Source organism: Haloarcula marina (assembly GCF_024218775.1).
Taxonomy (GTDB): domain Archaea; phylum Halobacteriota; class Halobacteria; order Halobacteriales; family Haloarculaceae; genus Haloarcula; species Haloarcula marina.
In genome coordinates this window covers 2,769,355-2,793,093 of record NZ_CP100404.1, presented here as the reverse complement: position 1 = coordinate 2,793,093, position 23,739 = coordinate 2,769,355, and the positions used below count along the sequence as shown (strand labels likewise).

Sequence of the window (23,739 nt, the reverse complement as noted above, 5' to 3'; positions counted from 1 at the left end):
ATCTGTCTGGGCGAGAATCGGGATGCATGGCCCGGGTCTGTGGCCGGTGGTTGGGGCGATGAGTGACAACGGGCAGGACGACGACGACTGGTTCGAGAGTGCCATCGACGACGACGGCGAGGACGGGTCCGACCCCGAGCAGACCCACGACGCCGAACGCGACGGCCCGTTCGGCGACACTACGTTCGGTGATTCTGAGGCCGGAAGTTCGTTCGGCGACACGGAGAGCGACAGCCCGTTCGATGGGACGGGCGGCGACAGTCCGTTCGGCGATTCGGGTGACGACAGCCCGTTCGGCGACTCCGGCGGCGACAGTGGCGGCCTGTTCGAGGACGACTTCGCGTCGGCGTTCGAGTCCGCGGGGAGCGACGCGTCCGGCGGCGACAGCGAGTTCGCGGACGAGGACTTCGAGTCGGACATCCCGCGCATCGACATCGGCATCGAGGGACTCGACCGGATGATACAGGGCGGCATCCCCGAACGACACCTCATCGTCACCGTCGGGTCTGCCGGGACGGGCAAGACGACCTTCGGACTCCAGTTCCTGCACCACGGCCTCCGGAACGGCGAGAACTGCGTGTTCATCACGCTCGAACAGTCACACAGCGCCATCATGGACACCGCCAACGACCGCGGGTGGGGGTTCGACGAGTACGAAGCCAACGGCCAACTCGCCGTCGTCGACTTAGACCCCGTCGAGATGGCGAACAGCCTCGACAACATCCGCGGCGAACTCCCGAGTCTCATCGAGGACTTCGACGCCGACCGACTGGTGCTCGATTCGGTCTCCCTGCTGGAGATGATGTACGACCAGCCAGCCAAACGCCGGACCGAGGTGTTCGACTTCACCCGGTCGCTGAAGAAGGCGGGCGTGACGACGATGCTCACCTCCGAAGCCAGCGAGGACAATCCCTACGCCTCCCGTCACGGCATCATCGAGTACCTGACCGACGCCGTGTTCATCCTCCAGTACGTCCGCTCGGAGACCCGCGAGACGCGCCTCGCCGTCGAGATTCAGAAGATACGCAACGCGAACCACTCCCGGGAGACGAAGCCCTACGAGATAACGATGGACGGCATCAGTGTCTACCAGCAGGCCAACATCTTCTGACCGCGGGACGCCGGGCTATCCTTTATACCGCAGTCCGTCGAAGGCCCGACTGTGACTTTACTCGTCCCCTTCGACGGTTCGGACCTCTCGACGGCCGCCCTCGAACGCGCGACCGAGTTCTCGGAGTACACCGGCGAGGACGTCGTCGCGCTAGTAGTCATCCCGAACGAACCGGACTACGCGCTGGAGCGAAACTGGCTCACCCCGAACGACCCGTTCGACCACGAGGCAATCGCCGAGCGCTTCCGCGAGCGCATCGCCGAGATTGCGCCCGACGCGCAGTTCCGCTACGAAGTCCCCGACGACGTGAGTTCGATGGCCTCGAACACGACGGACGTGGTGCGGACGATTCGCGCCGTCGCTCACGACATCGACGCCTCTATCGTGTTCATCGGGAGCGAGAACGCCGGACGCGTTTCCACGCCGGTCAGTAGCGTCGGCGCACCCGTCTCCGAGGACCCGCAGTACGACGTGCACATCGTCCGGCACGCCTGAGAACGCGCGTCAGCGGACGACGGTGACCGGAATCGACGCCCGCCGGACGACCGTCTCGGCGACGCTCCCCAGCAGGATTCGGGACACGCCCGACCGGCCGTGACTGCCCATCACGATTTGGTCGATATCGTTGTCCTCGTCGTCGGCGTAGTCGACGATGGTCTGGGTGGGCCGACCGACTTCGAGGACGCGTTCGACGTCCGAGACGCCGCCCTCGTAGGCGAGTGCTTCGAGGTCGTCGAACAGCGATTCGGCGGCCGATTTCTTCTGCTCGTACCATTCCTCGGAGAACGATGGGACCGACGCTTGCGCGCTGTACCCCGCCTCCGCGGGGTTGATGACGTGGAGGAGGACGAGGGTCGCGTCGGGGTGGTTGTCGACCACGAACTCACAGGCAGTTCGGGCTTGGTCGGACCTGTCGACTGGAACGAGGATTCGCGGTGCCATACGACCACTGGCCGCGCCCGTCGGCTTGAATGTTCGGCCTTCGACAATCAAGGCACGCGCAGTCGGACCGTCCACAGCGACCGGACGGCATCCGCGAGGGCGTCCTCGGGGTCGCCCGTGGCGTCGACGCTCTGGGTCAGCGCCGCGAGGTCGGTGAACTCGTGGATGACGGAGCGCTCGCCGACGACGTACAGCGTCTCGTGGTCGACCGCTTCGATGGTCGCCCGACACCGCTCGACGTGGTTCTCGATTTGCTGGTCGCGCAGGCGCTCGAACCGGGACTGCGAGAAGCCGCCTTTCGAGTGTTGGCTCTTCAGTTCGGAGTCGAAGCCGTGGAAGGCAGTCCGCTCGCGGCCGTCGTAGACGCCCAGCGCGAACAGGTCAGAGCGCACGAGGGCAACGGCGTACTCGCCGGTCGGTTCGAACCGCGAGCGGTCGAGTCTGACGTGGTCGTCCCACGACGCGAACGGTTCGGGCGGCACCGGCACCGACAGACAGGCCGACAGCAACCCGGCGTCGTCGGTCACCGCGAGGCAGGGGGCCGCCCCGGCGACCAGCGACGCCCGGTCACCGAACGCTTCTCGAACCGATTCCGTGAGGTCGCTCTCGTCGGCGACGTAGGCGGTGAAGACGCCCTCGCGCTCGGTTTCGAACGACTCGAGCCGGTTCAGGATTTCGGCGACTCGTTCGCCGGTCAACCGTTCCTCGGCGCGGTAGGTCGGGCCGCCCTCGCTGGCTTGCAGGCGCTCGACGCGGTCTTCGAGTTCGGTGACGCGGTCCTCGAGGCGGTTCGTCTCCGCCTCGGCGCGCTGTCGGGCCGTCGCCGCCTCGGAACGGCGCTCCTGTTCGGCGTCGAGTTGCCGTTCGAGGTGGCGCTTCTCCTCTTCGAGGTCCGCGACGCGCTCTTTGAGCGCGGCGCGTCCCAGCAACCGGTCCAGCATCGACTGGACTGCGGACTCCGACCGGCTTAAAACTGGCCGCCACGGACGGCGGCTACACGGCGCTGTCCGGAATCGCGGCGTCCGTGCCCGTCACCGACAGCAGTTGGGCGGCGTGGTCGGCCTTCGCGAGGAACACTTCGCGGAGGCTGGGGGGGTTGCGCACGTTCGCGGACTCCAACACCTCGCTGGGGACCGCGAGGGTGTCGGCCGGGACTTGCTCGTCGCCGTGGACGGGGAAGTGCCGCGACCCGAGTTTCATCACGAGCGGCAGGTCTGTGCGCTCGACGCCCGTTCCGGAGGCGTACAGTTGTCGATTGACTCGCTCGTGTTGGTCCCGGCACATCGCGGCCGCGCCGTCGTCGCGTGGTTCGACGTAGAGACGGCCGAGGTAGTAGCCGCGGGAGAACTGTTCGAACATCTGTTCGTGTGTATGTTTGTCAGTGACATGGATAAGCGTTTGCCGATATCCTTTTGCCGTCGGGCATTCAGCCCGCAATTTTCGCCGCCGTCGGACCGACAGGGTTTCCGCCCGCCGGGCCGGAGACGGCGTATGGACATCGACTGGGGACCGCTCCCGCGCCGCTACGCGCGGTACTATCTGGAGAACACGCCCAGTCTGGTGTGGCTGGTCGTCGTCAACGCCGTCGCGACGCTGGTCGGCGTACGCTACTACGTCGAGACGATGCCGGACGTGTCGACGTTCCTGTGGCCGCTGTACGCCGACTCGCCCGCCGCCCTGTTCCTGATGACGCTGTCGCTGGTGACGCTCCTGCCGTTCCTCGGCCGGTCGCTCGACGACGTGCCGACCAACCTTCCGCTCGCGTACCTCCACACCATCGCGCTGGTGTGGCTGTTGAAGATGGGCGTCTGGACGTTCGTCGCGCTCAACCTCGGGTTCGACGCGTACTTCCCGGCCCCGTGGGCGTACTTCGGCATCATCGTCACTCACCTCGGGTTCGTCGCGGAGGGATTGTTAGTGCCCCACTACGGCCGAACGACCCGCGGAGCGCTCCTGACGGCGCTGGTGTTGGCCCTCGGTAACGATGTGCTCGATTACGGCTTCGGCTACTACCCGCCGCTCAGATACGACCCCGGTTTCGCGCTCGTCGCCGCGAGCGTGGCGCTCTCGGTCCTCTCGGTAGCCGTCGCGTGGTGGCTCCTCCCGAGACAGAGCGAGAGGGGTCAGTAAACTCTCTTGGACGGTCTGAAGGCGTTTTCGTGGGCCGCTAAACCGTCCGAACGAAGTGACTGCTTTTTGTGCGGGGTCCTCGATTGACGAGTGAAGATGACACGACGGTACGCCGTGGTGTTCGTGTTGGGGCTGGTCGCCGTCGCGCTCCTCGGGATGCCGAGCGTCGCGGCACAGGAAACGGGGACGCCGACCGCGGCGGCCAACGAAAGCACCGACGACGGCGGACTCGGGGCACAATTGACGGCCTTCTTGCAGTCGAGTTCCGCCGCCGCAAACGACACCGTCAAGAACGGGATGTGGCGAGCAGGCTTCGACAACGCGAACGAGAGCCAGCGGGCGCGGATGGTGACCAACCGTGCGAACGGCCTCGAACGCCGCCTCGAACGACTCGAAGACCGCAACCAGACGCTCCGTGAGCGCTACGAGAACGGGTCGCTCACCCGGCAGGCCTACGTCGCACAGACGAGCCAGCTATCGGCGCAGATGAGCGGTCTCAGAGCGGCCATCGACGACACCGACGACGCTGCGACGTCGGCGGACGTGAACGAAACGAGGCTGGACGAACTCCGCGAGAACGCGAGCCGACTCTCCGGGCCGCGCGTCGCCGAACTCGCGCGCGAGAACAGCCGGGGACCGTCGGTGGAAGTCGACCGAGAGAACGAGACGGCGGCGCGAAAGGTCGTCGAGGACCGCCCTGAAGTGTCCAGTCGGGGAAACGCGTCGGCGGTTGGTGACCAGGGCCCGCCGACGGCCGTCTCGACTCACGCCGACGGCCGCGAGGGACCGGTCGCCCCCGGGAATCGGGGCGGTGACGGGCCGCAAGTCGACGCCGACGGCCGAAACTCGACGGGCGGTGACGACCGGACCGACCAGCGTGGCGCTGCTAGCGAGATGGACGCCGTGACGGCCGAGCGGCCGCCCGCACCGGGGCCGACTAACAGCAGCGGCGGTGTGGCGGTTGGCGAGCGCGGAAACGGCCGGAACGAGAGCGTTCGGGGTACCGGAAACGACACCGCCGCGAGCGGCCGTCCCGACTAGCGGTGTCGCCCGCTGTCGCCGACACGCTGTAAGCGAGAGTCACCCTTTTCTACCGCGACCCGCTACCCTCGGGTGAATGGACTCCGCCGAGTTGCTCGACTTGCTGGGGAACGCCAACCGACGGCGCATCCTCCGCCTGCTCGCGCACAAGCCGTGCTACGTGACCGAGATAAGCGAGTACATCGGCGTCAGCCCCAAAGCCGTCATCGACCACTTACAGAAACTGGAAGACGCGGGCCTCGTCGAGTCACGCACCGACGACCAGCGGCGGAAGTACTTCTCTATCGCCCGTAACCTCCGTCTAGAGGTCCGCGTCTCGCCCTACGAGTTCGGGACCAAGAGCGCCTATCCGGCGAACTCGGGACTGGACATCTCGGCCTGTCGCCACCTCTCTATCGACCTCAACGACGAGGAGAGCGGCGACCTGCGGGACCTCGCCCACGAACTCGAACACCTCGAACAACTGGAGAACGAACTGTCGCTCGCCCAGCGGTGGGTACAGGGCCGCGTGACGAAGGTCCGCGACGAGTTCGAGGACCGCGCCGGTGACGGCGACGGCCGCCTCTACGCCGAACTGGTGAGCGCGCTGGCCCACGGGTCGGCGTCCGTCTCGCGACTGGTTCGACGGGTCGAGGCTCCGCCGGAACTCGTCGAGGAAGCGCTCCGCCGCCTCGACGACGAAGGCATCGTCGAGCAGACTCGCGACGGCTGGCAGTTGCGTTAGAGGTCCCGGGTCAGGCCGTCCCGGAGGTCCCGACCGAAGTAGTGGCCGAGGATGGACAGCACGAGACCGACAGCGGCCGCGACGGCGAACAGCCGTCCCATCCCGAGTTGACCGCCGCCGACCCCGCGGACGAGGAACTGCGGAAGGAAGGACGTGACGGTGAGCAGGCCCGCGACGACGCCCCCGGCGAGTCCCGTCTCGATATAGCGGCGCTGACTCGCCAGCAGGCCGTAGACGAACGCGCCCGCCGGAATCCCCAGCAGTGCGGTGAACGGAATCACGGGAATCAGGCCGCCGACGACGGTCCCCGCACCGACCGCGACGAGTGCGAACAGGAGCGCTCGCGCGGAGAAGTAGCGCCCGCCGTCGCTCTCCGTCTCGGCCTCGTCGGTCGTCGAGAATCCGTCGAGGCGGCCGATGTCGACCCCCGAACCAGTCTCGGCGCTCGCCTCACTCTCGGTCTCTCGGGAGCGCTCGGCCGTTCGCTCGGACATACTCGTCGGTTCGCTCGGCTGACGTATGGCCTTTGTGCCGCTGCCGACCCGATGACCGACCGCCGGACGCTCGAAACAAATGGGTTCAAGTCCCGCCGGCGGAAAGCCACGCGCATGAACGCAGGCGACCGGGTCCGCGTCGACCGCGCGGACCAGACCTACGAGGGCGTCTTGCTCCCGTCCAGCACGCCCGACCACCTCGTGGTCAAACTCGACGGCGGGTACAACGTCGGCATCGACCGCGACGAGTCGTCGGTCGAAGTCCTCGAATCGGACGTGTACGACGTCGAGAGCGCACAGGACGAGGACGACGGCTCCGCCGTCGAGTTCGACGACGACCTCCCGACGGTGTCGCTCATCTCCACCGGGGGGACCATCGCCTCCACCGTCGACTACCGCACCGGCGCGGTGACCGCCCAGTTCGACGCCGAAGACGTGCTTCGAGCGGTGCCGGATCTCGCCGGGATGGCGAACTACCGCGGCCGCGTCGTCGCCAACATCCTCTCGGAGAACATGACGCCCGCGGTGTGGCAGGACCTCGCCGACGCAGTCAGGGAGGAAATCGAGGCCGGGGCCGACGGCGTCGTCGTCATGCACGGCACGGACACGATGCAGTTTACCGCCTCCGCGCTGGCCTTCATGCTCGACACGCCGGTTCCCATCGTCTTCACCGGCAGTCAGCGCTCGGCGGACCGCCCCTCCTCCGATAACGTGATGAACGCCGTCTGCGCCGTCGAAGCCGCGAAATCCGACTGCGCCGAAGTGCTGGTCTGCATGCACGCCGACGAATCCGACGACCGGTGTGCGCTCCACCGGGGCACCCGGGTCCGGAAGAACCACACCTCCCGCCGTGACGCCTTCCGGACGGTCGGCGCGAAACCGCTCGGCGAAGTCGACTACAGCACCGACGGCGACAACGCGGTCACGTTCCGCCGCGAGTACGCGAAGCGGGACGAGACCGAACTCGCCCTCCACGAGGACCTCGCGACCGACGTGGAACTCGTGAAGTTCACGCCCGGCATGAGTACGGAACTGCTGGAAGTCGCCGCCGACGGGGCCGACGGCATCGTGCTGGAAGGGACGGGACTGGGCCACGTCAACACCGAGTGGATTTCCGTCATCGAGGACCTCGACATCCCGGTCGTGATGACCAGCCAGTGCATCGAAGGCCGCGTCTGTGACCGGGTCTACGACACCGGCCGCGACCTCCTCGACGCGGGCGTTATCGAGGGTGAGGACATGCTCCCCGGAACCGCGAAGGTGAAACTGATGTGGGCGCTGGCGAACGCCGACGACGTGGCCGACGCGATGGCCGAACCGCTGGCTGGCGAGATTCAGCGGCGGTCGACGCCGTGGCTCTAACCGCCGGGACCGGTGGGTGACCCACCCAGTCGCTCGATGTAGCAGTCCATGACATATCAACGTTTATTACAGTTCGACAGTCAGGAGAGTACAGAACTAGATGCGACATCGAAACGCCGTGAGTCGGCGAGCGGTCGTTCGGTCGGTCGGATTGACGCTGGCTGGCAGCGCAATCGCGGGTTCTGTGAAGGCGGCCGACCGGAATCGGCCAGCCCAGTATCGGTGGGATTTGACACCGGTTCGAGACGCTGAGCGGCGGGACGAACTGTCGGCCCTCGTGGGAGATGTCGGCCCGCTAACCGAGAGCCATCCGGCCTTCGCGTACGAGACTGACGCCGAGCGAGACGACCACGGGGTCGACTTCGAGGCGCTGAAACTCTACCGCGAGCGAAACTACCAGGAGTACGACGAATCATCCGGAAGGTCGCTCGGACGGTTCGTCGAGGCGTTCGACAACGACCGGTTCGAGGAAGCGAAGACGGAACGGTTCCGCTACGCCAGACGGGACGCACCGAAAGAGTGGGACCGAGAGGCGTGGCTGAACGCGGACGATTTCGGTACGTCGCTGGACTACGCTCACAGCCTGCTCATCTCGATAGACAACGCTGTCGCTGGCCGCCGTTTTGGAGCGAAGACGGCGATACTCAGAGAGGCCTACCGACGGTATCACCCCACGTACGACGTGCTCGCGTGGAGTTTCACGATGGACAACGGCCACGACGACAACACCATAACGCCGACCGGTGACGACGGGACGCAAGTCGGACTCGTCTACTCACCACAGGCCGACGAACTCCGAGCGTTTACGCTCACGGCCACCGGCTTCGCAGAGGACGGGTCGCTGCAGATGCATCCACTCATCGAGGAGTGGTCGGTCACCGACGACCCGGACGCGGAGGCGGACCGCGGACCGGACTCGCTCCACCATCCGCTCCTGTTTCACACCGAAGGGTGGAACCGGCAATCGATCGCGTTCGGACCGGCGAAGACGGCGGTCGTCGAACTCGTGAACCACATCGGTTGCGACCCCGTTCCACAACACTTCGACCGCGAGGGACGAATCGGCCTGACCACGGGTTTCGCGACGGTGTTGACGCGAACGCTGCTCGAATACAACCGCCACGACGACGTCGAGTTCGAGTGGTTCCGGAATCTCGCTGGCGTGATGGAACTCGCTCGCGACCGCGGCGGCAACTACGTCTTCGATATCGCGCCCGGAAGCGATGGATACGGCGGCCTGTTCGACGGCAACTTCGCGGTGTACGAAGTCGCGTACGACTACGTTCCCGGTCTCGTCCACGCCGACGCTGCTCGGGAGTTAGACCGATTCGGGCAGGTTTACGGAGGGCTCGAACGGTGACGGCGCTCAAGAGCGTCCTGCTCGTCGTCCTCCTCGTCGGCGCGTCGGGGGGTGTCGTGGGTGTGACGAACGTCGTCGACCTCGACGGGGACAGCGTCCCGGCGGTGACAGAACTGACGGCCGGGACCGACCCGTTGAGCGCCGACACCGACGGCGACGGCCTCGACGACGGCGCGGAGCGGGCGAACGGTGCTGATCCAACTACCGCCGACACTGACGGCGACGGACTCACCGACCCGGAAGAGGTACGCGAACACGAGACTGACCCGACGGCCGCCGACGGCGACGGGGACGGACTCGACGACAGTGCGGAACTCGATGCCGGTACCGACCCGGCAGTCGCGGACACCGACGACGACGGGCTAACCGACGGGGCGGAACTCGACGAGTACGACACCGACCCGCTCGTCGCAGATACCGATGACGACGGACTCGTCGACGGAACGGAAGTAGAAGAGTACGGGACGGACCCGCTCGTCGCCGACAGCGACGAGGACGGACTGAGTGACGGCGTCGAAGTCGACGAGCACGGCACTGACCCGACGGCGGCCGACACGGACAAGGATGGATTGGCCGACAGTGCGGAACTCGACGCGGGGACCGATCCGACGGCGGCCGACACCGACAGTGACGGACTGGGCGACAACGCTGAACTCGACGCGGGGACCGACCCGACGGCGGCCGACACCGACGGCGACGGACTCACCGACGGGCGAGAGTTCGTCGAATACGGTACCGACCCGCTCGTCGCCGACAGCGACGAGGACGGCCTGACCGACGACGCCGAGGTCACCGACCACGGCACGAACCCGACACAGGCGGACTCCGACTTCGACGGACTCGATGACGACAGAGAACTCGACGCAGGAACGAACCCGACGAGACGGGACGTGGACGGCGATGGGCTGGCCGACGCCGTCGAACTCTCGCTCGGGACCGACCCGAAGGCGGCCGACACCGACGGTGACGGCATCCCCGACGGTCTCGAAGTGAACGATCCAGACCGGTACCCCGGCGCGGACCCGCTCAGAACGGACATCTACGTCGAGGTGGACGTCGTCGACGGGACGAGCGCTCCGACGAGTGGACTCTCTCGTATCGAAGACAGTTACGCCGCGGCACCCGTTTCGAACCCAGACGGTTCCACCGGAATCAACCTCCACTTCGTGGTCGACGACCGAGGAATCCCCGACGAGGAAGGCTTCGACCAGGGTACGTGGAGCGCCTACGAGCGAGAGTACTTCGACAACGAGGGCTACGGCTATCACCACCTCTTGTTGGTCGACAATGCAGACCTTGGCGGGGCCGTGGGAGTGCACAGTGAGGGCACGATGATTGTGAAAGACCAGTCCACGGCCACCGGGTCGGTGATAATGCACGAACTCGGCCACTCGGTCGGTCTGAGAGCTACCGGCTACAACGGCATCGACAGCGAGCGGTACTCGTATGCAGAGTACCGGAGCGTGATGAACTACAATAGGCCCGCCGATAGCTACACCTATTCGTCCGACGGCACTGGCAACGGCTTCGACGACTGGTCGTACATCGAACGGAACCTGTACGTCCCCGACACTACCGAACTGGATTCGTCGGGCTACACGCCGCCGGACGAGTGACGCCCTCTTTCTCGTGAGATGGGGTTCCTCGCACGGCCGCCGCTCTCCAGTCGTGCCTTTTTGTCGCCACGGCACCTCCGATAGCGTATGTCTCCGACCGTCCGGCAGGCCCGTCTCGACGACTACGACGACATCGTTGCCTTCGCGACGGAGGTGTGGGCCGACCGCGAGGACACCGTCGACTACATCCCCGAAGTGTTCGAGTCGTGGGTCGAGAGCGACGGCCCGACCCAACGCACCGTCGTCGCCGAGGTTGGCGGCACCGCTGCCGGACTCTGTCAGGCGGTCATGCTCACCGACCACGAGGCGTGGTTCCAGGGCATCCGGGTCGACCCCGACCACCGCGGCGAGGGACTCGGCGTGGCGATGGTCCACGACCTGTTCGAGTGGGCAAGCGACCGCGGGGCGACCGTCGGCCGCAACATGGTGTTCTCGTGGAACGACGCCGGTCTGGGCCAGTCCATCACCACGGGGTTCGAACCGATTACGTCGTTCCGGTGGGCGCACCCGTCCCCGAGAGCGACCGACTCGGAGGCCGACGGCGACGGCCTCATCGTCGAGGCCGACCCCGCCGCGGCGTGGAGTTACTGGACCGGCAGCGAGGGGCGAACGACGCTTTCGGGACTCGCGCTGGACCCCGGACAGACGTGGGCGCTCTCGGAGTTGACCCGCGAGCGCCTGCACCGTCTCGCGGAGGAACAGGCAGTCTTCGCGGTCAAGGGGGACGGCACGCGCGGGATGGCCTGCCGGGTCCGTGAAACGGTCGACCCCACCGCCGACGAGACGCTGGCGGAGTACGCCGTCGGGACGTGGGACGACCGCGACGCCGCCCGGGCGCTGTTCGACGCGATTCGGACCGACGCCGCCGAACTGGGCGTCGACGGCACGCGCGTACTCATCCCGGAGACGCCGCGCCACGTCGCACAAGCGGCGTCGGTCCGGGCAGACCTCGCCGACTGGCCGGACTTCGTGCTGGCGGCGGACCTGACGTAATCGCCCGTCGCGCCCGGCCGCTCAGCCGCCGCTGACCGGCGGAAACAGCGCCAGTTCGGCGTCCGCGTCGACGGTCGTCTGGAGACCGTCGTCCGCGAGAAACGGGTCTTCGCCGTCGACCAGCAGGCGGATGTGCTCCGCGAGGTCACCGTCGTCGAGGACTTCCGCCGCCAGCGCGGGCCGCGAGTCGAGGAGGGCGTCCAGCGCCGTCCCGACCGTCGCGCCGTCCGCGACGTCGACCGTGACGCTGTCGGCGTCGGCGGCGTCCCGGAGGTGTGCGAACAGTTTCCACTCCATACCACATCCCGGCCGTCGGGGACAAAGAGGGTTGCGGACCGGTCACTCCCTGTCGCGGTCCGCGTCCGGTCCGCCGTTCGCATCCTCGTCCGGTCCGTCGTCGGCGTCTTCGTCCGGTCCGTCGTCGGCGTCTTCGTCCGGTCCGTCGTCGGCGTCTTCGTCCGGTCCGTCGTCGTCGTCCTCCGCGTTCGTCGTCGGTTCGCCCTCGTCACCGCTGTCGTCGGCGTTCGTCTCCGAACCATCCGCCTCGCCGTCTGCCTCCGCCTCCGCCTCCGTCCCCGAGTCCGGGTCCGGAACGCGTTCGTCCGGGTCCCAGATTTCCACGCCGTCTTTGGGTTCGGGGGCCGTCTCGTCGTCCAGTAGCGACGCGTCGGTCGGTTCCCCCTCGATGTCGAGCGAGTCGAACACGTCAGCGTCATCGTCGTCGGCGTCACTGTCATCGTCCTCGATAGCGGCCAGCGGGTCCGCTTGCTCGTCGTCCGCGGGCGTCTCCGCGTCCCGGGTCTCTGTCGTGCTCTCGGCTTCCTCGGGTTCGTTGTTCTCGTCGGTCGCTACCGTCGGCGAGTCCGACTCGTCGCCCGCCGCCGCGTCCGAACCGACGGCGGCCTCCTCGGTCCGCCGGAGGGCGTCCGGCGTCGCGATGGCGTACAGCACGTCGCCCGCCCGGAGCACGCGGTCACGCGAGGGAATCGTCTCGGGTTGGGCGTCCTCGCGCGTGATGGCGGTGACCGTCACGGCGAGCGACCCGACGGACTGCCCGACGAGGGCGCTCCCGGCCTCGATGGTGACGGTGTCCATCGTCTCGTCGGCCGCTCGGAGGAGCGACGCGAACTCCCGGTCGGGCCGGTCCTGCACGGGGAGCGTCACGAGTTTGTACTCCGTCGCGGGGTCGAGTTTCTGCGTGTCCGCCGCGTCGATGGCGACGGTCACCACGTCCCCGACGACGCCGCGGAGTTCGCCCGTGAGGACGCGCTGGAGCGGGTCGCTCGCCCACACCTGTACGAGGTCGCCCGAACTCGCGGCGTTGGCCGGGTTCGCGCGGATGGCGACGGCGTTGGTCGCTGGCGGGAGCGTCGGTCCGATACCGGCAGCGCGTGACCCGACGGCGAGGAACTCGACGGTCCCGTTGTCGGCGAGTTCGAGGTCGACGTGGCCGACGCCGTAGTCCGTCTTGAGGCGCGTGACGAGTCGGTCGCGCAGTTCGTTCTTCGTCAACCGTCGGGGAAAGAGGAACCGGCGGCCCGAGAGCGTCTCTTTCGTCGCCTTGGGGACCGGGTCGTAGCCGACGATGTCTTCGATGTCTTCGGGGAGGTGGACCGCGGTGACGCGCCCGACGGTCTGGACGATTTCGCTCACGTCGGCGTCGACGTCCCGGCCGCCGGCCGCCGCGAAGAGGTCCGTCCCGAGTCGGTCGCCGACGCGCGTGCCAACCGACGACGCGGCCGCACCGACGGCGAACGCCGCGAGGTTCGGGAGGACGCTGCTGGAGGCGAGCACATCCTCCTGTCCGCCGATGACCTCGCCGAGCGCCCCGGTCGTGCCGAGGTAGACGGCGACGACGCTCAACCCGAAGAGGATGCCCAGCCCCGAGGGGACGCGTTCGCGGACGTACCAGCGGTACGCCAGCGCGACGACGGCCGCGGCGGCCGCGGCGGCGATGCCGATGCCGAGCAACTGGGCGAGCAGTCGGACAACGACGTCGGTCGTCGACCCGCCCTGCAGGACCAAACCGCCCTGTAAGAGGAGCGTCATGCGACCGCCTCCGCGAACGCGTCGAGGCCGTCGCGCGACCCGACGGCGTACACTTCTTCTCCGGCCTCGATGGTCGTTTCCCCCCGCGGCGAGAGTTTCCACCCACCTTGCTTGCGGACGGCGACGACGGCGACGCCGTACGTCTCGCGGATATGTGCCTCACCCAACGCCACGCCGTCCAGCGCGCCGTTCGGGCGAATCGTCAGCCGACGAAACCGACTCCCGGCCCGTCGGAGCAGCGAGACGAGTTCGTACTCCCGACGAGTCCCCCGCGGTTCGACGACGACTTTCGCCGACTCGCTCCGCAGCAGCGGTTGGGCGTCGGTGCGGTTGACCGCCACCGTGAGTCGTCCCTCGCCCCCGTCCGTCGTCGGCGCGCGCACCGGCGCTGGCGGCGCGTCGTCGTCGAGGATTTCCGGTTCGTCAGGCGTCTCCACGTCCTCTTTCGCGCCGTCTGTGCGCGCGCTGACGACGGTTCCCCGGACCTGCGCGTCCGGCGTGAGCACGGTCACTTCGTCGTTTCGCGCCAGGCCGGTCGGAAGGAGCGCGTCGACGGAGACGGCGTGGCGACCGTCGGCCACTCGCTTGGAGAGGCCGGAGAACGGCGGGGCCGCGACGACGGTGGCCCGCCCCTTCTCGTCGATGGTGACCGCGACGTCGCCCAACTCGAACTCCGTCCGCAGGCGCTCTTCCATCCGCGCTTCGAGTTCGCCGATGCGGAGGTCCGCCGGAAAGGTCCACTCGCCGGCCCGAATCTCCGCCCGAAGCGCGTCCGACAGCGGCGGGTACCCCTCCATGTCGGCGACTTCGCCGACGACGGGAATCCGTATCTCGTCGCGGCCGCCGACGAACTCGACGACGTCCGCAGAGAGTTTCCTGTCACGGAACCCCTTCAGTGAGAGCCGTTTCGGCATCGTCGCGCCCATCTTGTCGCCCTTGCTGTGGGCGTACAGCGACACCATCCCGACGAGGATGATGGCGGTGATTATGCGCTCGGCGTTCGGGGCCTGCGTGATGGACTCGTCGGCAAGCGCCAACAGGCCACCGCTGACCCCCGCGAGCGCGATAGCGAGGACGGCGACACCGAACCCGGGGAGGGTCACCCCGGTGAAGTACTTGAAGACGAATCCCAGCGTCCACGACGCGAGCGCGGGGATGACGCCCACGAGAAGGCCGAGATAGATACCGATGAGAATCTCGATAGGGAGCGAGGCCATACACCCACCCTGCGCACCCGAAGCCAAAGGGTTTCCGCCACCGTGAGGCAGTTCCGGATACGGACGCCGAAGGACAGCACATTTACACCACCCCATCGACAGAGGATAGATATGGATTGGTCGCGGGAGTGGCTCGGCGCGCGGGCGACGATACTGCTGCCGACGCTAGTGGCGGTGCTGTCGTTCGCCACGGGCGTCGTCAACATCGGCGCGATGACCATCAGCGGCCCGCTCGCCGACGTGGTCCCGCACAGCGCACAGCGAGCGGCCGGGTTCACCGGCGCGCTGACCGGGTTCTCGCTCCTGTTGAGCGTGGTCGGCCTGCGCCGTCGCTTGCGCGTCGCGTGGTACAGCACCGTCGTCCTGCTGCCGGTGTCGGCGCTACAGGGCATCGTCCAGTCGTCGGCGTTCGCCGTTCCGCTCGTGGTGCTCTCGCTGGTGTCCCTGCCGACCATGCTGTTGAACCGCCGTCGGTTCGACCGCGAAGTCGACCTCTCGACGGCTCAGTTGGCCGCGGGCGCGGCACTGTTGGGCGCGCAAGTGTACGGGACGGTGGGGACATACGCCCTGCGCGACGAGTTCAACAACGTCTCGACGCTCACCGACGCCTTCTACTACACGCTCGTCACGGCCAGCACCGTCGGCTACGGCGACCTGACCCCGGCGACCGAACAGGCGACGCTCTTCGCGATGTCCGTCGTCGTCCTCGGCACGGCGAGTTTCGCCATCGCACTGGGGTCACTGCTCGGCCCGGCCATCGAGAAGCGACTCTCCGAAGCACTCGGGAACATGACCGAAGCACAACTCGAACTGTTCGAGAACCACGTCGTGGTTCTCGGCTACGGCGACCTGACAGAACCGATTATCGACGAACTCGTGGGGACGACGGACTTCATCGTCATCACGCCGGACCCGGACACGGCGGCGCGACTCCAACAGCGAGATATCGCCGTGTTGACCGCGGACCCGAGCGACGAGGAACCGCTCGAAAAGGCCGGTATCTCCGATGCGCGGGCCGCCGTCGCCGCTACCAACAACGACGCGCAGGACGCCCTCGCGATTCTGACAGCCCACAACCTCAACCCGGACCTGAACATCGTCGCCGCGGCCACCGAACGAGAGAACGTGGAGAAACTCCGCCGGGCGGGGGCAAACACCGTCATCAGTCCCGCGCTCATCGGCGGCCACCTCCTCGTCCAGTCGGCGCTGGGCCGCGAGGGCATGGAGAACATCGCCGACCACCTCCTCGATATCGAACGCGAGGAAGACGCCGAAATTTAGCGGCTCCGGTCGACGATTGCCACGTCGGTGTCGATGTCGTCCAACCGCTCGAACGTCGGCGGCGCGACGAACCGAGAGGCGGCGCTTCTGTCTCGACTCGCGCCGACGATGATGAGGTCGTACTGCGGCCCGGCGCTGCTCAGAAACGAGTGGATGCCGGTCTGTGCGACCCGCGTCTCTATCGGTCCCGCGAACGGTTCGACGAGGTCTGCGAGCATCGACTCCGCGCGGCGGCGGCCGTTGCTCCGGTCGCCGATGCACGTCGCCACGGCCACGTGGCCGCTCCCGCCAGCGAGACGGAGGGCGAAATCTATCATGTGGTGTGCCACGTTGCTGGCCCGTCGGACCGGCACGAGGACGCGTTTCCAGCGCCGACGCCCCTCGCGCGACCGGTGGACGACCACGTCCGTACTGCCCCGGAACAACTGGCGGAGGTACGGCGTCAGCGCGCCGTGTTCGCTCTCGTAGGGCGCGACGACGAGGTCGCAGTTCGCCTCCTCGGCGGCCTGCAACGTCGCCACTCCCGGGTCCTCGCTCGCGGCGACGACGACCTGACAGGGGACGCCCATCTGCGTCTCGACGCGGTCGGCATGCGTTTCGAGGCGGTCGACCGTCGCCCGCATCGACTCGGTCACCGCGTCGTTCGGCGGTGACTCCGCGGTCCCGCGGCCGTGGCCCTCCAACAGCGCCTGCTTGGCCTCGGCGTGGGCCACGTTCTCGACGATGTCCAGCAGGACCACCTTGCCCGCTTCGTGGGCTGACGCCAACCGCCCGGCCAGCATCGCCGTCGCGCCAGCGTGTTCGCCGCGCATCGGCACGAGGACGTGGTCGTCGCCCGTCGTCGACTCGTAGAGGACCGTCGCCCGCCGGTCGTAGAACCGCGACCGCCAGACGACGAACACGCTCGCGACCAGCGAACTCGCCAGAAAGATGCTCAGGAGGAAGGGCACGCGCTGGGTGGGCTGGACCAACAGCGCGAGCAGCGCCGTCGAGTACGCCGACGGCTCTTCGATGTCGAGCGGCCACGTCACCACGCCGGTCGCCAAGACGGCCAGCGCCGCACTGGCCGCGGCCACCTGAAACTCCCCTTGCGGGGCCGCGAGCGCGTGTTTCGACACCCAGAGCGCGCCGAGGCCGCAGGCCGCGCCGATGGTCAGACCTCCGACGAAACGCCCCGGCGCGGAGTAGCGCCCCCGCGGGTCGACGAACAGCGTGTACGTCCCGGACGCCAGCGGCGGGAACAGGAGGAAGGTGAGCGTGGGGAGGGCGTTGGCGAGCGCCGTGACGAGGCCGATGAGTAAGGGGACGAACACCAGCACCGAGAGGTGGACCAGTCGGTCGGTCGTCTCGGCCCACCGGCGGAATTCCCGGAGTTCGCGGCGCTCGACGCGGCGGGCGCGCGCCACCGCGTCGCGGCCCCGCTGGAAGAGATGGTCGAGCATAGCGACGTCTACATCTACCGCGTGCGGCGGAGCGTCTAAAACCCACCGCCCGGAGCGACCGTGGGAGTTGCTACAAACGGTGTTGGTAGGCGGAACCGGAACGTCCCGACACCGTTGCCGGGCAACCGGTTACGGCCGGGGATTCCCGGGTCGCGGACCCCGTCGCACCGGAACGGACGACGCGACAACCTCAGAGCGAGGCGGCCGCGTCGAGCGAGATAGCGATGGCGCGGTCGACGTTGTCTTTCGCCTTCTCGGGGAGTTCCTCGTCGCTCGTCTCGCCTTTCTGCGTCCCCTCGACGAGGTTCCCGTCGACGGTGCAGATAGCACCGGCCGCGAGTCCCTTCCGGCGGGCCAGCGAGAAGATGGCGGCGGCCTCCATCTCGACGGCTAGCAGTCCGGCGGCCTCCCAGTTCGCGACGTACTCGTCGGTTTCCGCGTAGAAGGCGTCGTCCGTGGCGACGGGGCCGACGTGTACGTCTTCGTCGTTGGCCTCGGCGGCATCCACGAGCGCCGACAGCGTCTCGTACTCGGGGACGGCGGGCACCGTCGTCGACTCGTAGCGCTCGGTCGTCCCCTCGTCTTTGGCCGCGCCCGTGGCGACGACCATGTCGCCGATTTCTATGCCGCGCTGGAGCGCCCCCGTCGTGCCGACGCGGACGAACGTCTCGACGCCGACGGCGGCGAGTTCCTCGACGGCGATAGCGGCCGACGGGGACCCGATACCGGTCGAACAGAGGGTCACGTCGGTCCCGTCGTACGTCGCGTTGACGACTTTGTACTCGCGGTTCTCGGCGACGACTTCGTGGTCCTCGCAGTGACCGGCGATGCGGTCGACGCGACCGGGGTCGCCCGGCAGGAGCGCAACGTCGTTCAGGTCGCCCGGTTCGACCAGCAGATGGGGCTGTTTCGCCATAGCCGTGGTTCGACCGGCAACCTACAAGAACGCCGGGGGTCCGCCCGGAACAATGAGGTGGGCGGAGTCCGAGGGGTGGGACATGAGCGACAGTCTCTCGCCGTTCGACGACCGGATGCGCTGGCCAGCCCTTGGTGCCGTCGTCATCGGATTCGGCCTCGCCTTTCTCGCCGTCTACGTCCAGCGAACCGCCGGTGGCACGGCCCCGCCGTGGGCGTTCGCGCTCCCGTTCGGTGCGATAGCGGCCGCGTTCCTCTACGCGGTGATGTATCGCAACATGTCGAAGCGACTCGGCTGAGTCACAACTGGGTGACGGCGACGGGCGTCAACAGCGCCAACGTCGTTCCGTAGATGAACGAGGAGAGCGCCCACTGTTGGACGATGTCTTCCCGGTCGGCCCGGAAACTCCCGCCAGCCCGCGGCATCGCGATGCGCTCGAAGAAGAAGTAGATGAACAGCGTCACCGCCGTCGCGCCGAGCAGGTGCGGAATCGCCGGAATACCGTTGAGCGGGACGGCCGTCGGGAGAATCGCCGCGAGGACGAAGACGACGAGACCGTAGAGGAGTCCCGCCGCGGTGCCGGTGACGTGGTGGAGGGCGACTGCGAGGGCCGTGTGCACGTCCCGGGGGTCGACGCCGGTCAGGCCGCCCGCGGCGACGTACGCGGGGCGATACCCTTCTGGCTGGACGTACATCGGGATGTTCATCAGCACCGCGGCGAACGCACCGGAGACCAGACAGACGAACATCCACTGTCCGAGCGGAAAGGCCAGCATACTCGGCATCTGCGTGGGGGGAGGGTATGAGGGTTTGGAAGCTACACCGGGGTAAAGAGGAAGAGGACGATGTTGTTCGTCGCCGGGCCGAGGCCTACGGCGGCGATAAACGACAGCAGGAGGCTCCCCTCGACCGGTTCCTCTTCGAGATACTGGTGCATGAGGGCGACGACGAGGACGGCGACGAACAGTTTCACGGCGATGAACAGCCACCCCTCACCGATGGTCGACGCTATCGGGAGCGTTCCGGCGAAGTCCATGATGGCCCGCGGGACCGGCGAACGTTCGCCAACGCCGATAACGTCGGTGCCGACGGCCGTCGACACGCCGTCCAGTGCGTGTGCGAAGACGACGACGGGCGCCGCGTAGCGACTGCGGACGATGAGCGGGGTGCGCCACAGCGCCACGACCAGTAGCGTCACGGCCGAGAGCACTAGCGCGACGACGACGGACACCGTCGGCCACACCAGCGAGAGCAGTCCCGACCGAAGCGCGGAGATGGCGGCGAGGAAGAGTAACACCGTCAGAACGCCCGTTCCGACGAGGCCGAGGTTGCGCGAGACGTTCTCGTCGTGGCCGCGGCGGACGCCGAACAGCGAGAGGAGGACCCACACGGTGCCGAGGGTCACGAACGTCGTGAAGTACACTGCCGGGGTCCCGAACAGCGGGCGTATCGCCGCGGTGTACAACTCGATTGGCGGCTGATTCAGCGCGTGGAGCGACCCGCCGATAGCCATCCACGGCGCGAGCGCCACCACCGTTCGCTGGTCGATTGGCGGTTCGAGGGCGACGAGGAGGGCGGCGACCACGAACGTCCCACCGACGAGCGCGGCCGTGTACGGCAACGGCGGTAGCGCGAACCCCGAGGGCAGTACCATGTCCCCCACGGCGGCCCGTGGTGCCGAAAAGGTTCCGGCATCGGTCATCCGCCCGAGACGTTTAGGTATCCGCCCCCTGTGCTGTGGATATGGACGACGTACCCGACCGGATAGAACACACCGTTCTCGGGCCGACGACGACGCCGGACGACGTGCGCGCGTGCCTCGACGACGCCATCCAGTACGGGATGCGGGCCTGCATCCCGCCGTGTTACCTCCCGCTGGCGACCGACTACGCGAACGTCCCGCTCACGACGGTTATCGACTTCCCGCACGGACAGGGCGCGACGGACACCGCCTGTCACGCGGCGCGGCAGGCGTGGGACGACGGGGCCGAGGAACTGGACATCGTCTGTAACGTCGGCCGCCTGAAGGCGGGCGAGGACGACGCCGTCAAGGAACGACTCACCGAAGCCGTGGCGGCGGTGCCGATTCCCGTGAAAGTCATCGTCGAAGCGCCGCTACTGACCGACGAGGAACTCGACCGCGTGGGGCGATTAGTCGCCGAAGCCGACGCGGCCTACCTCAAGACGGCGACGGGATTCAGCGAGGGCGGCGCGACAGTTCACGACGTGGAGATTCTCAGCAAGTACCTTCCGGTGAAAGCCAGCGGCGGCGTCGGGTCGTGGGCCGAAGCGAAAGCGATGTTCGAGGCGGGGGCCGAGCGCATCGGCGCGTCCAGCGGGGACGTTATCGTCCAACAGTGGCGCGAACAGCGGGGGGAGTAGCGGGTGGAGGGCCGCGTCAGCGGGTGGGCGGTCAGCGGCGTAGCTCGGCCGTTTCGGTCGATTGGAGCCACGCGCGGTGGTTGTCGGGGTCGTAGATGACGAGTTCCCCGTCGATTCGCAGGGCCGTGTAGTCGTCGACTGGGCTGGTAGTGTCGTGGGTCTGAACGTCGGTTTCTGTGGTCATGACAGTGGTGGCGAGTCATCGGAGCGGTCGGCGGTGCCGCCGCGAGCGACTGGGTCGGCGGTCACGGTGCCGTCGCTGTCGACGGTCACCGCACAGCCAGCGTGTCTGAACTCGACGACGGCGCTCTCGGCCGTTTCGATGACGCGGCCGAGCGCGTCCGGGTCGAGGCAGTCGTACAGCGGCGGGTCGATATCGACGACGGATTGGTCGGTAGCCGTTGCGACGGCACTGACGATCGCGTGAACGATATCGTCTGTCGACGAATCGGACGCGATTGACGCCACCACAGGGGGTGACCGCATCTCACTCCTACTCATCGCCCCAACGTGTGATAGTTAGGCCAATAGCGGTGGTGGCTACGTGTAATTAGTCACTCGAACTGGACACTACGCACGTCGTATCGGCGGCGGTAAGGTGGGACTATTCTCGACAAACCGGTAGAATGATGTGTATAATCGTGGACGTTATCCCGCCGTGCAGCGCGAATCCGTCGTCCTTTTGACGCGGAAGCCGTACCCCTAGACGAATGGCCCGCTACCACATCGAGACGTACGGGTGTACCTCCAATCGAGGTGAGACCCAACAGATAGAGCAGGCGCTCCGGGAGGGCGGCCACCACCCCGCGGACGGCCCCGAGTCGGCCGACGTGGCTATCCTCAACACCTGCACCGTCCTGGAGAAGACGGAGCGGAACATGCTCAAACGGGCCGAAGAACTGGACGCCGAGACGCCGGCGGACCTCGTCGTCACCGGATGCATGGCGCTCGCGCAGGGCGAGCAGTTCCGCGACGCCGACATCGACGCGGAAGTCCTCCACTGGGACGACGTGCCCCAACACGTCCTCAACGGGGAATGTCCGACGGTCACGCCCGACACCGAAACCGTACTGAACGGCGTCGTCGGCATCCTCCCCATCGCCCGCGGGTGCATGAGTGACTGCTCGTACTGCATCACGAAGCAGGCGACGGGTCGTATCGAGTCGCCCTCCGTCGCAGAGAACGTCGAGAAGGCCCGGGCGCTCGTCCACGCTGGCGCGAAGGAGATTCGGATTACGGGTCAAGACACCGGCGTCTACGGCTGGGACCGCAATCAGGGGACGAGTCTCCTGCCGGAACTCTTAGAGCGCATCTGCACCGAAATCGACGGCGACTTTCGGGTCCGCGTCGGGATGGCGAACCCGAAGGGCCTCCACGGCGTCCGCGAGGAACTCGCGGCGGTGTTCGCAGAACACGACGAACTGTACAACTTCATCCACGCCCCGGTGCAGTCCGGGTCCGACGACGTGCTCGCGGACATGCGCCGCCAGCACAGCGTCTCGGAGTATCTGGAGGTCGTCGAGGCGTTCGACGACGCCCTGGACTACTGGACGCTGTCGACGGACTTCATCGTGGGCTTCCCGACCGAAACCGAGGCCGACCACGAGCAGTCGATGGCGCTCCTCCGGGAGACGCGACCGGAGAAAATCAACGTCACGCGCTTCTCGAAGCGGCCCGGAACGGACGCCGCGGACATGAAGGGACTGGGCGGACAGACGAAGAAGGACCGCTCGAAGCCCATGAGCGAGTTGAAGATGGAAGTCACCGGCGAGGCCTACGAGGACATGGTCGGCCGCGAGTCCGCCGTTCTGCTGGTGGAAGACGGCACAGACGAGTCGCTGGTGGGCTACGACGAGGCCTACCGGCAGGTGGTCGTCGCCGACGCCGAGGACCGAGGGCTCGAAATCGGCGACACCGTCGACGTGGAGATTACGAGCCACAACACCGTCTACGCCTTCGGCGTGCCCGTCGACCGCGAACCCGTGCGAGCGGCCGATTGAGGCGGCAGGTGCGGACCGCCGCCCGACACCGAAGCCGCGAAGTACCGACGGCCACCAGCATCGAGTATGCGACGGCGACGCCTGCTGGCGACTGTCGGAACGGCGCTGGGAGCGACCGCCGGATGCGCCGGACAGGGGCAGACGGACGGCCAACCGTTCTCCGTCTCGTTCCCCGGTGACGAGCGTCTCCCGACCCGCTACACCTGCGACGGCGCGGGCGAGTCGCCACTCATAACCGTCGAGTCCGTCCCCGAACCGGTCGAAGCCGTGGCCGTCACCGCCGAGGCGAACCGCGACGCCATCATCGAACCGGTGCTCTGGACGCTGTGGAACGTGCCCGCCGACCGTCGGGAGATTCCCGCTGGCCTCCCGCGGACGGCCTCGCTCGACTCGCTCGGTGGCGCGCGACAGGGCCGGTCCGGCGGTGACGCGCCGGGTTACGCCGCCCCTTGTCCGGCCCGCGGCGCGACCCAAGACTACCGCTTTCAGGTGTCCGCCCTCGACTCGCCGCTGGACCTTCCGGGCGGGACCGCCAACGACGACGCGCTGGACGCTATCAGCGCCGCGACCGTCGCCAGTCAGCGGTTCGTCCGGACCTACGAACGCCCGGCCGACGCCGAGTGACCGCGTCGCTCAGTCGAGTCGCGCCTCGCAGAACGTCCACGGTGACTCGTCGCCG

General features: G+C 67.5%; 27 protein-coding genes. 14 read left to right on the top strand and 13 right to left on the bottom strand.

Annotated elements, in window-relative coordinates; all coding sequences use genetic code 11:
* Positions 1-58 precede the first annotated feature (58 nt).
* Both NJQ44_RS14705 and NJQ44_RS14700 read left to right on the top strand, forming a co-directional pair.
* Positions 59-1,111: a KaiC domain-containing protein gene (locus tag NJQ44_RS14705; RefSeq protein WP_254272107.1), complete on the top strand. Its 1,053-nt coding sequence runs from the start codon at positions 59-61 to the stop codon at positions 1,109-1,111.
* A 51-nt stretch (positions 1,112-1,162) separates the two neighbouring features.
* Positions 1,163-1,606, top strand: a complete 444-nt coding sequence (locus NJQ44_RS14700; protein WP_254272106.1) for a universal stress protein — start codon at positions 1,163-1,165, stop codon at positions 1,604-1,606.
* Positions 1,607-1,615: 9 nt separating this feature from the next.
* On the opposite strand, the gene NJQ44_RS14695 is transcribed toward NJQ44_RS14700, so the two are convergent.
* Genes NJQ44_RS14695 through NJQ44_RS14685 form a run of 3 tightly spaced genes read right to left on the bottom strand, consistent with a single transcriptional unit; the run spans position 1,616 to position 3,412 of the window.
* Positions 1,616-2,053, bottom strand: coding sequence for a universal stress protein (locus NJQ44_RS14695; protein WP_254272105.1), 438 nt, complete (start codon positions 2,051-2,053; stop codon positions 1,616-1,618).
* A gap of 47 nt (positions 2,054-2,100) precedes the next feature.
* The gene (locus tag NJQ44_RS14690; protein ID WP_254272104.1) at positions 2,101-2,994 is read right to left on the bottom strand and encodes a Vms1/Ankzf1 family peptidyl-tRNA hydrolase; all 894 of its coding nucleotides are present in this window, start codon (positions 2,992-2,994) and stop codon (positions 2,101-2,103) included.
* Positions 2,995-3,046: 52 nt separating this feature from the next.
* Positions 3,047-3,412 (bottom strand): DUF5802 family protein, encoded by a 366-nt coding sequence (locus NJQ44_RS14685; protein WP_254272103.1) that lies wholly within the window; start codon positions 3,410-3,412, stop codon positions 3,047-3,049.
* A 132-nt stretch (positions 3,413-3,544) separates the two neighbouring features.
* Here NJQ44_RS14685 and NJQ44_RS14680 point away from each other — a divergent pair, with 132 nt between their 5' ends.
* The 3 genes from NJQ44_RS14680 to NJQ44_RS14670 all read left to right on the top strand — a co-directional run bounded on the left by NJQ44_RS14680 (position 3,545) and on the right by NJQ44_RS14670 (position 5,948).
* Positions 3,545-4,183, top strand: a complete 639-nt coding sequence (locus NJQ44_RS14680) for a DUF1405 domain-containing protein (protein WP_254272102.1) — start codon at positions 3,545-3,547, stop codon at positions 4,181-4,183.
* A gap of 96 nt (positions 4,184-4,279) precedes the next feature.
* On the top strand, positions 4,280-5,224 hold the full coding sequence (locus tag NJQ44_RS14675; protein WP_254272101.1) for a hypothetical protein: 945 nt from the start codon (positions 4,280-4,282) through the stop codon (positions 5,222-5,224).
* Positions 5,225-5,300: 76 nt separating this feature from the next.
* The gene (locus tag NJQ44_RS14670; protein ID WP_254272100.1) at positions 5,301-5,948 is read left to right on the top strand and encodes a metalloregulator ArsR/SmtB family transcription factor; all 648 of its coding nucleotides are present in this window, start codon (positions 5,301-5,303) and stop codon (positions 5,946-5,948) included.
* Here NJQ44_RS14670 and NJQ44_RS14665 read toward each other — a convergent pair.
* Positions 5,945-6,442 carry a DUF8526 domain-containing protein gene (locus NJQ44_RS14665; protein ID WP_254272099.1) on the bottom strand — a complete coding sequence of 166 codons (498 nt, stop codon included), beginning with the start codon at positions 6,440-6,442 and terminating at the stop codon, positions 5,945-5,947. The genes NJQ44_RS14670 and NJQ44_RS14665 overlap by 4 nt on opposite strands.
* Before the next feature lie 114 nt (positions 6,443-6,556).
* Between NJQ44_RS14665 and gatD the strand changes: the two genes are divergently transcribed.
* The 4 genes from gatD to NJQ44_RS14645 all read left to right on the top strand — a co-directional run bounded on the left by gatD (position 6,557) and on the right by NJQ44_RS14645 (position 11,773).
* On the top strand, positions 6,557-7,804 hold the full coding sequence (gatD, locus tag NJQ44_RS14660; protein ID WP_254272098.1) for a Glu-tRNA(Gln) amidotransferase subunit GatD: 1,248 nt from the start codon (positions 6,557-6,559) through the stop codon (positions 7,802-7,804).
* 100 nt (positions 7,805-7,904) lie between these two features.
* Entirely contained in the window at positions 7,905-9,164 is a 1,260-nt protein-coding gene (locus NJQ44_RS14655; RefSeq protein WP_254272097.1) for a hypothetical protein, read from the top strand.
* Positions 9,161-10,780 (top strand): hypothetical protein, encoded by a 1,620-nt coding sequence (locus tag NJQ44_RS14650; RefSeq protein ID WP_254272096.1) that lies wholly within the window; start codon positions 9,161-9,163, stop codon positions 10,778-10,780. The genes NJQ44_RS14655 and NJQ44_RS14650 overlap by 4 nt, the downstream gene beginning before the upstream one ends.
* A gap of 87 nt (positions 10,781-10,867) precedes the next feature.
* A complete protein-coding gene (locus NJQ44_RS14645; RefSeq protein ID WP_254272095.1) occupies positions 10,868-11,773 on the top strand; it encodes a GNAT family N-acetyltransferase in 906 nt (301 codons plus the stop codon).
* A gap of 21 nt (positions 11,774-11,794) precedes the next feature.
* On the opposite strand, the gene NJQ44_RS14640 is transcribed toward NJQ44_RS14645, so the two are convergent.
* From NJQ44_RS14640 to NJQ44_RS14630, 3 genes are read right to left on the bottom strand one after another with little or no spacing between them, the layout of a single operon-like run.
* Complete coding sequence (locus NJQ44_RS14640) at positions 11,795-12,070, bottom strand: ubiquitin-like small modifier protein 1 (protein WP_254272094.1); 276 nt, start codon at positions 12,068-12,070, stop codon at positions 11,795-11,797.
* Positions 12,071-12,112: 42 nt separating this feature from the next.
* Positions 12,113-13,822: a cation:proton antiporter regulatory subunit gene (locus NJQ44_RS14635; protein ID WP_254272093.1), complete on the bottom strand. Its 1,710-nt coding sequence runs from the start codon at positions 13,820-13,822 to the stop codon at positions 12,113-12,115.
* Positions 13,819-15,039, bottom strand: a complete 1,221-nt coding sequence (locus NJQ44_RS14630) for a potassium channel family protein (protein ID WP_254272092.1) — start codon at positions 15,037-15,039, stop codon at positions 13,819-13,821. The genes NJQ44_RS14635 and NJQ44_RS14630 overlap by 4 nt, the downstream gene beginning before the upstream one ends.
* 111 nt (positions 15,040-15,150) lie before the next feature.
* On the opposite strand from NJQ44_RS14630, the gene NJQ44_RS14625 reads away from it, so the two are divergent.
* Complete coding sequence (locus tag NJQ44_RS14625; RefSeq protein WP_254272091.1) at positions 15,151-16,320, top strand: NAD-binding protein; 1,170 nt, start codon at positions 15,151-15,153, stop codon at positions 16,318-16,320.
* On the opposite strand, the gene NJQ44_RS14620 is transcribed toward NJQ44_RS14625, so the two are convergent.
* Positions 16,317-17,762, bottom strand: a complete 1,446-nt coding sequence (locus tag NJQ44_RS14620) for an HPP family protein (RefSeq protein WP_254272090.1) — start codon at positions 17,760-17,762, stop codon at positions 16,317-16,319. The genes NJQ44_RS14625 and NJQ44_RS14620 overlap by 4 nt on opposite strands.
* A gap of 190 nt (positions 17,763-17,952) precedes the next feature.
* Positions 17,953-18,678, bottom strand: coding sequence for a guanosine phosphorylase (locus NJQ44_RS14615; RefSeq protein WP_254272089.1), 726 nt, complete (start codon positions 18,676-18,678; stop codon positions 17,953-17,955).
* A 52-nt stretch (positions 18,679-18,730) separates the two neighbouring features.
* On the opposite strand from NJQ44_RS14615, the gene NJQ44_RS14610 reads away from it, so the two are divergent.
* Positions 18,731-18,976, top strand: coding sequence for a hypothetical protein (locus NJQ44_RS14610; protein ID WP_254272088.1), 246 nt, complete (start codon positions 18,731-18,733; stop codon positions 18,974-18,976).
* A 1-nt stretch (position 18,977) separates the two neighbouring features.
* Here NJQ44_RS14610 and NJQ44_RS14605 read toward each other — a convergent pair whose 3' ends face one another.
* Together NJQ44_RS14605 and NJQ44_RS14600 are read right to left on the bottom strand one after the other, a co-directional pair.
* Positions 18,978-19,454, bottom strand: coding sequence for a hypothetical protein (locus NJQ44_RS14605; RefSeq protein ID WP_254272087.1), 477 nt, complete (start codon positions 19,452-19,454; stop codon positions 18,978-18,980).
* Positions 19,455-19,495: 41 nt separating this feature from the next.
* Positions 19,496-20,332 (bottom strand): DUF63 family protein, encoded by an 837-nt coding sequence (locus NJQ44_RS14600; protein WP_254272086.1) that lies wholly within the window; start codon positions 20,330-20,332, stop codon positions 19,496-19,498.
* Between the two features lie 89 nt (positions 20,333-20,421).
* On the opposite strand from NJQ44_RS14600, the gene deoC reads away from it, so the two are divergent.
* The gene (deoC, locus tag NJQ44_RS14595) at positions 20,422-21,060 is read left to right on the top strand and encodes a deoxyribose-phosphate aldolase (protein ID WP_254272085.1); all 639 of its coding nucleotides are present in this window, start codon (positions 20,422-20,424) and stop codon (positions 21,058-21,060) included.
* A gap of 31 nt (positions 21,061-21,091) precedes the next feature.
* Here deoC and NJQ44_RS14590 read toward each other — a convergent pair whose 3' ends face one another.
* On the bottom strand, positions 21,092-21,244 hold the full coding sequence (locus NJQ44_RS14590; RefSeq protein WP_254272084.1) for a DUF7331 family protein: 153 nt from the start codon (positions 21,242-21,244) through the stop codon (positions 21,092-21,094).
* Positions 21,241-21,561, bottom strand: a complete 321-nt coding sequence (locus NJQ44_RS14585) for a HalOD1 output domain-containing protein (RefSeq protein ID WP_254272083.1) — start codon at positions 21,559-21,561, stop codon at positions 21,241-21,243. Before NJQ44_RS14585 ends, NJQ44_RS14590 begins: the two co-directional genes overlap by 4 nt.
* A gap of 209 nt (positions 21,562-21,770) precedes the next feature.
* Here NJQ44_RS14585 and NJQ44_RS14580 point away from each other — a divergent pair, with 209 nt between their 5' ends.
* Both NJQ44_RS14580 and NJQ44_RS14575 read left to right on the top strand, forming a co-directional pair.
* Positions 21,771-23,060 (top strand): tRNA (N(6)-L-threonylcarbamoyladenosine(37)-C(2))-methylthiotransferase, encoded by a 1,290-nt coding sequence (locus NJQ44_RS14580; protein ID WP_254272082.1) that lies wholly within the window; start codon positions 21,771-21,773, stop codon positions 23,058-23,060.
* Between the two features lie 66 nt (positions 23,061-23,126).
* Positions 23,127-23,684, top strand: coding sequence for a YbhB/YbcL family Raf kinase inhibitor-like protein (locus NJQ44_RS14575; RefSeq protein ID WP_254272081.1), 558 nt, complete (start codon positions 23,127-23,129; stop codon positions 23,682-23,684).
* Positions 23,685-23,739: the final 55 nt, after the last annotated feature.

Bases quoted from the DNA above. Each gene is read 5' to 3' on its own strand.
- NJQ44_RS14705 (WP_254272107.1), top strand. From the start codon at position 59: ATGAGTGACAACGGGCAGGACGACGACGACTGGTTCGAGAGTGCCATC.
- NJQ44_RS14695 (WP_254272105.1), bottom strand. From the start codon at position 2,053: ATGGCACCGCGAATCCTCGTTCCAGTCGACAGGTCCGACCAAGCCCGA.
- NJQ44_RS14690 (WP_254272104.1), bottom strand. From the start codon at position 2,994: ATGCTGGACCGGTTGCTGGGACGCGCCGCGCTCAAAGAGCGCGTCGCG.
- NJQ44_RS14685 (WP_254272103.1), bottom strand. From the start codon at position 3,412: ATGTTCGAACAGTTCTCCCGCGGCTACTACCTCGGCCGTCTCTACGTC.
- NJQ44_RS14680 (WP_254272102.1), top strand. From the start codon at position 3,545: ATGGACATCGACTGGGGACCGCTCCCGCGCCGCTACGCGCGGTACTAT.
- NJQ44_RS14675 (WP_254272101.1), top strand. From the start codon at position 4,280: ATGACACGACGGTACGCCGTGGTGTTCGTGTTGGGGCTGGTCGCCGTC.
- NJQ44_RS14670 (WP_254272100.1), top strand. From the start codon at position 5,301: ATGGACTCCGCCGAGTTGCTCGACTTGCTGGGGAACGCCAACCGACGG.
- NJQ44_RS14665 (WP_254272099.1), bottom strand. From the start codon at position 6,442: ATGTCCGAGCGAACGGCCGAGCGCTCCCGAGAGACCGAGAGTGAGGCG.
- gatD (WP_254272098.1), top strand. From the start codon at position 6,557: ATGAACGCAGGCGACCGGGTCCGCGTCGACCGCGCGGACCAGACCTAC.
- NJQ44_RS14655 (WP_254272097.1), top strand. From the start codon at position 7,905: ATGCGACATCGAAACGCCGTGAGTCGGCGAGCGGTCGTTCGGTCGGTC.
- NJQ44_RS14645 (WP_254272095.1), top strand. From the start codon at position 10,868: ATGTCTCCGACCGTCCGGCAGGCCCGTCTCGACGACTACGACGACATC.
- NJQ44_RS14640 (WP_254272094.1), bottom strand. From the start codon at position 12,070: ATGGAGTGGAAACTGTTCGCACACCTCCGGGACGCCGCCGACGCCGAC.
- NJQ44_RS14635 (WP_254272093.1), bottom strand. From the start codon at position 13,822: ATGACGCTCCTCTTACAGGGCGGTTTGGTCCTGCAGGGCGGGTCGACG.
- NJQ44_RS14630 (WP_254272092.1), bottom strand. From the start codon at position 15,039: ATGGCCTCGCTCCCTATCGAGATTCTCATCGGTATCTATCTCGGCCTT.
- NJQ44_RS14625 (WP_254272091.1), top strand. From the start codon at position 15,151: ATGGATTGGTCGCGGGAGTGGCTCGGCGCGCGGGCGACGATACTGCTG.
- NJQ44_RS14620 (WP_254272090.1), bottom strand. From the start codon at position 17,762: ATGCTCGACCATCTCTTCCAGCGGGGCCGCGACGCGGTGGCGCGCGCC.
- NJQ44_RS14615 (WP_254272089.1), bottom strand. From the start codon at position 18,678: ATGGCGAAACAGCCCCATCTGCTGGTCGAACCGGGCGACCTGAACGAC.
- NJQ44_RS14610 (WP_254272088.1), top strand. From the start codon at position 18,731: ATGAGGTGGGCGGAGTCCGAGGGGTGGGACATGAGCGACAGTCTCTCG.
- NJQ44_RS14605 (WP_254272087.1), bottom strand. From the start codon at position 19,454: ATGCTGGCCTTTCCGCTCGGACAGTGGATGTTCGTCTGTCTGGTCTCC.
- NJQ44_RS14600 (WP_254272086.1), bottom strand. From the start codon at position 20,332: ATGGTACTGCCCTCGGGGTTCGCGCTACCGCCGTTGCCGTACACGGCC.
- deoC (WP_254272085.1), top strand. From the start codon at position 20,422: ATGGACGACGTACCCGACCGGATAGAACACACCGTTCTCGGGCCGACG.
- NJQ44_RS14590 (WP_254272084.1), bottom strand. From the start codon at position 21,244: ATGACCACAGAAACCGACGTTCAGACCCACGACACTACCAGCCCAGTC.
- NJQ44_RS14585 (WP_254272083.1), bottom strand. From the start codon at position 21,561: ATGAGTAGGAGTGAGATGCGGTCACCCCCTGTGGTGGCGTCAATCGCG.
- NJQ44_RS14580 (WP_254272082.1), top strand. From the start codon at position 21,771: ATGGCCCGCTACCACATCGAGACGTACGGGTGTACCTCCAATCGAGGT.
- NJQ44_RS14575 (WP_254272081.1), top strand. From the start codon at position 23,127: ATGCGACGGCGACGCCTGCTGGCGACTGTCGGAACGGCGCTGGGAGCG.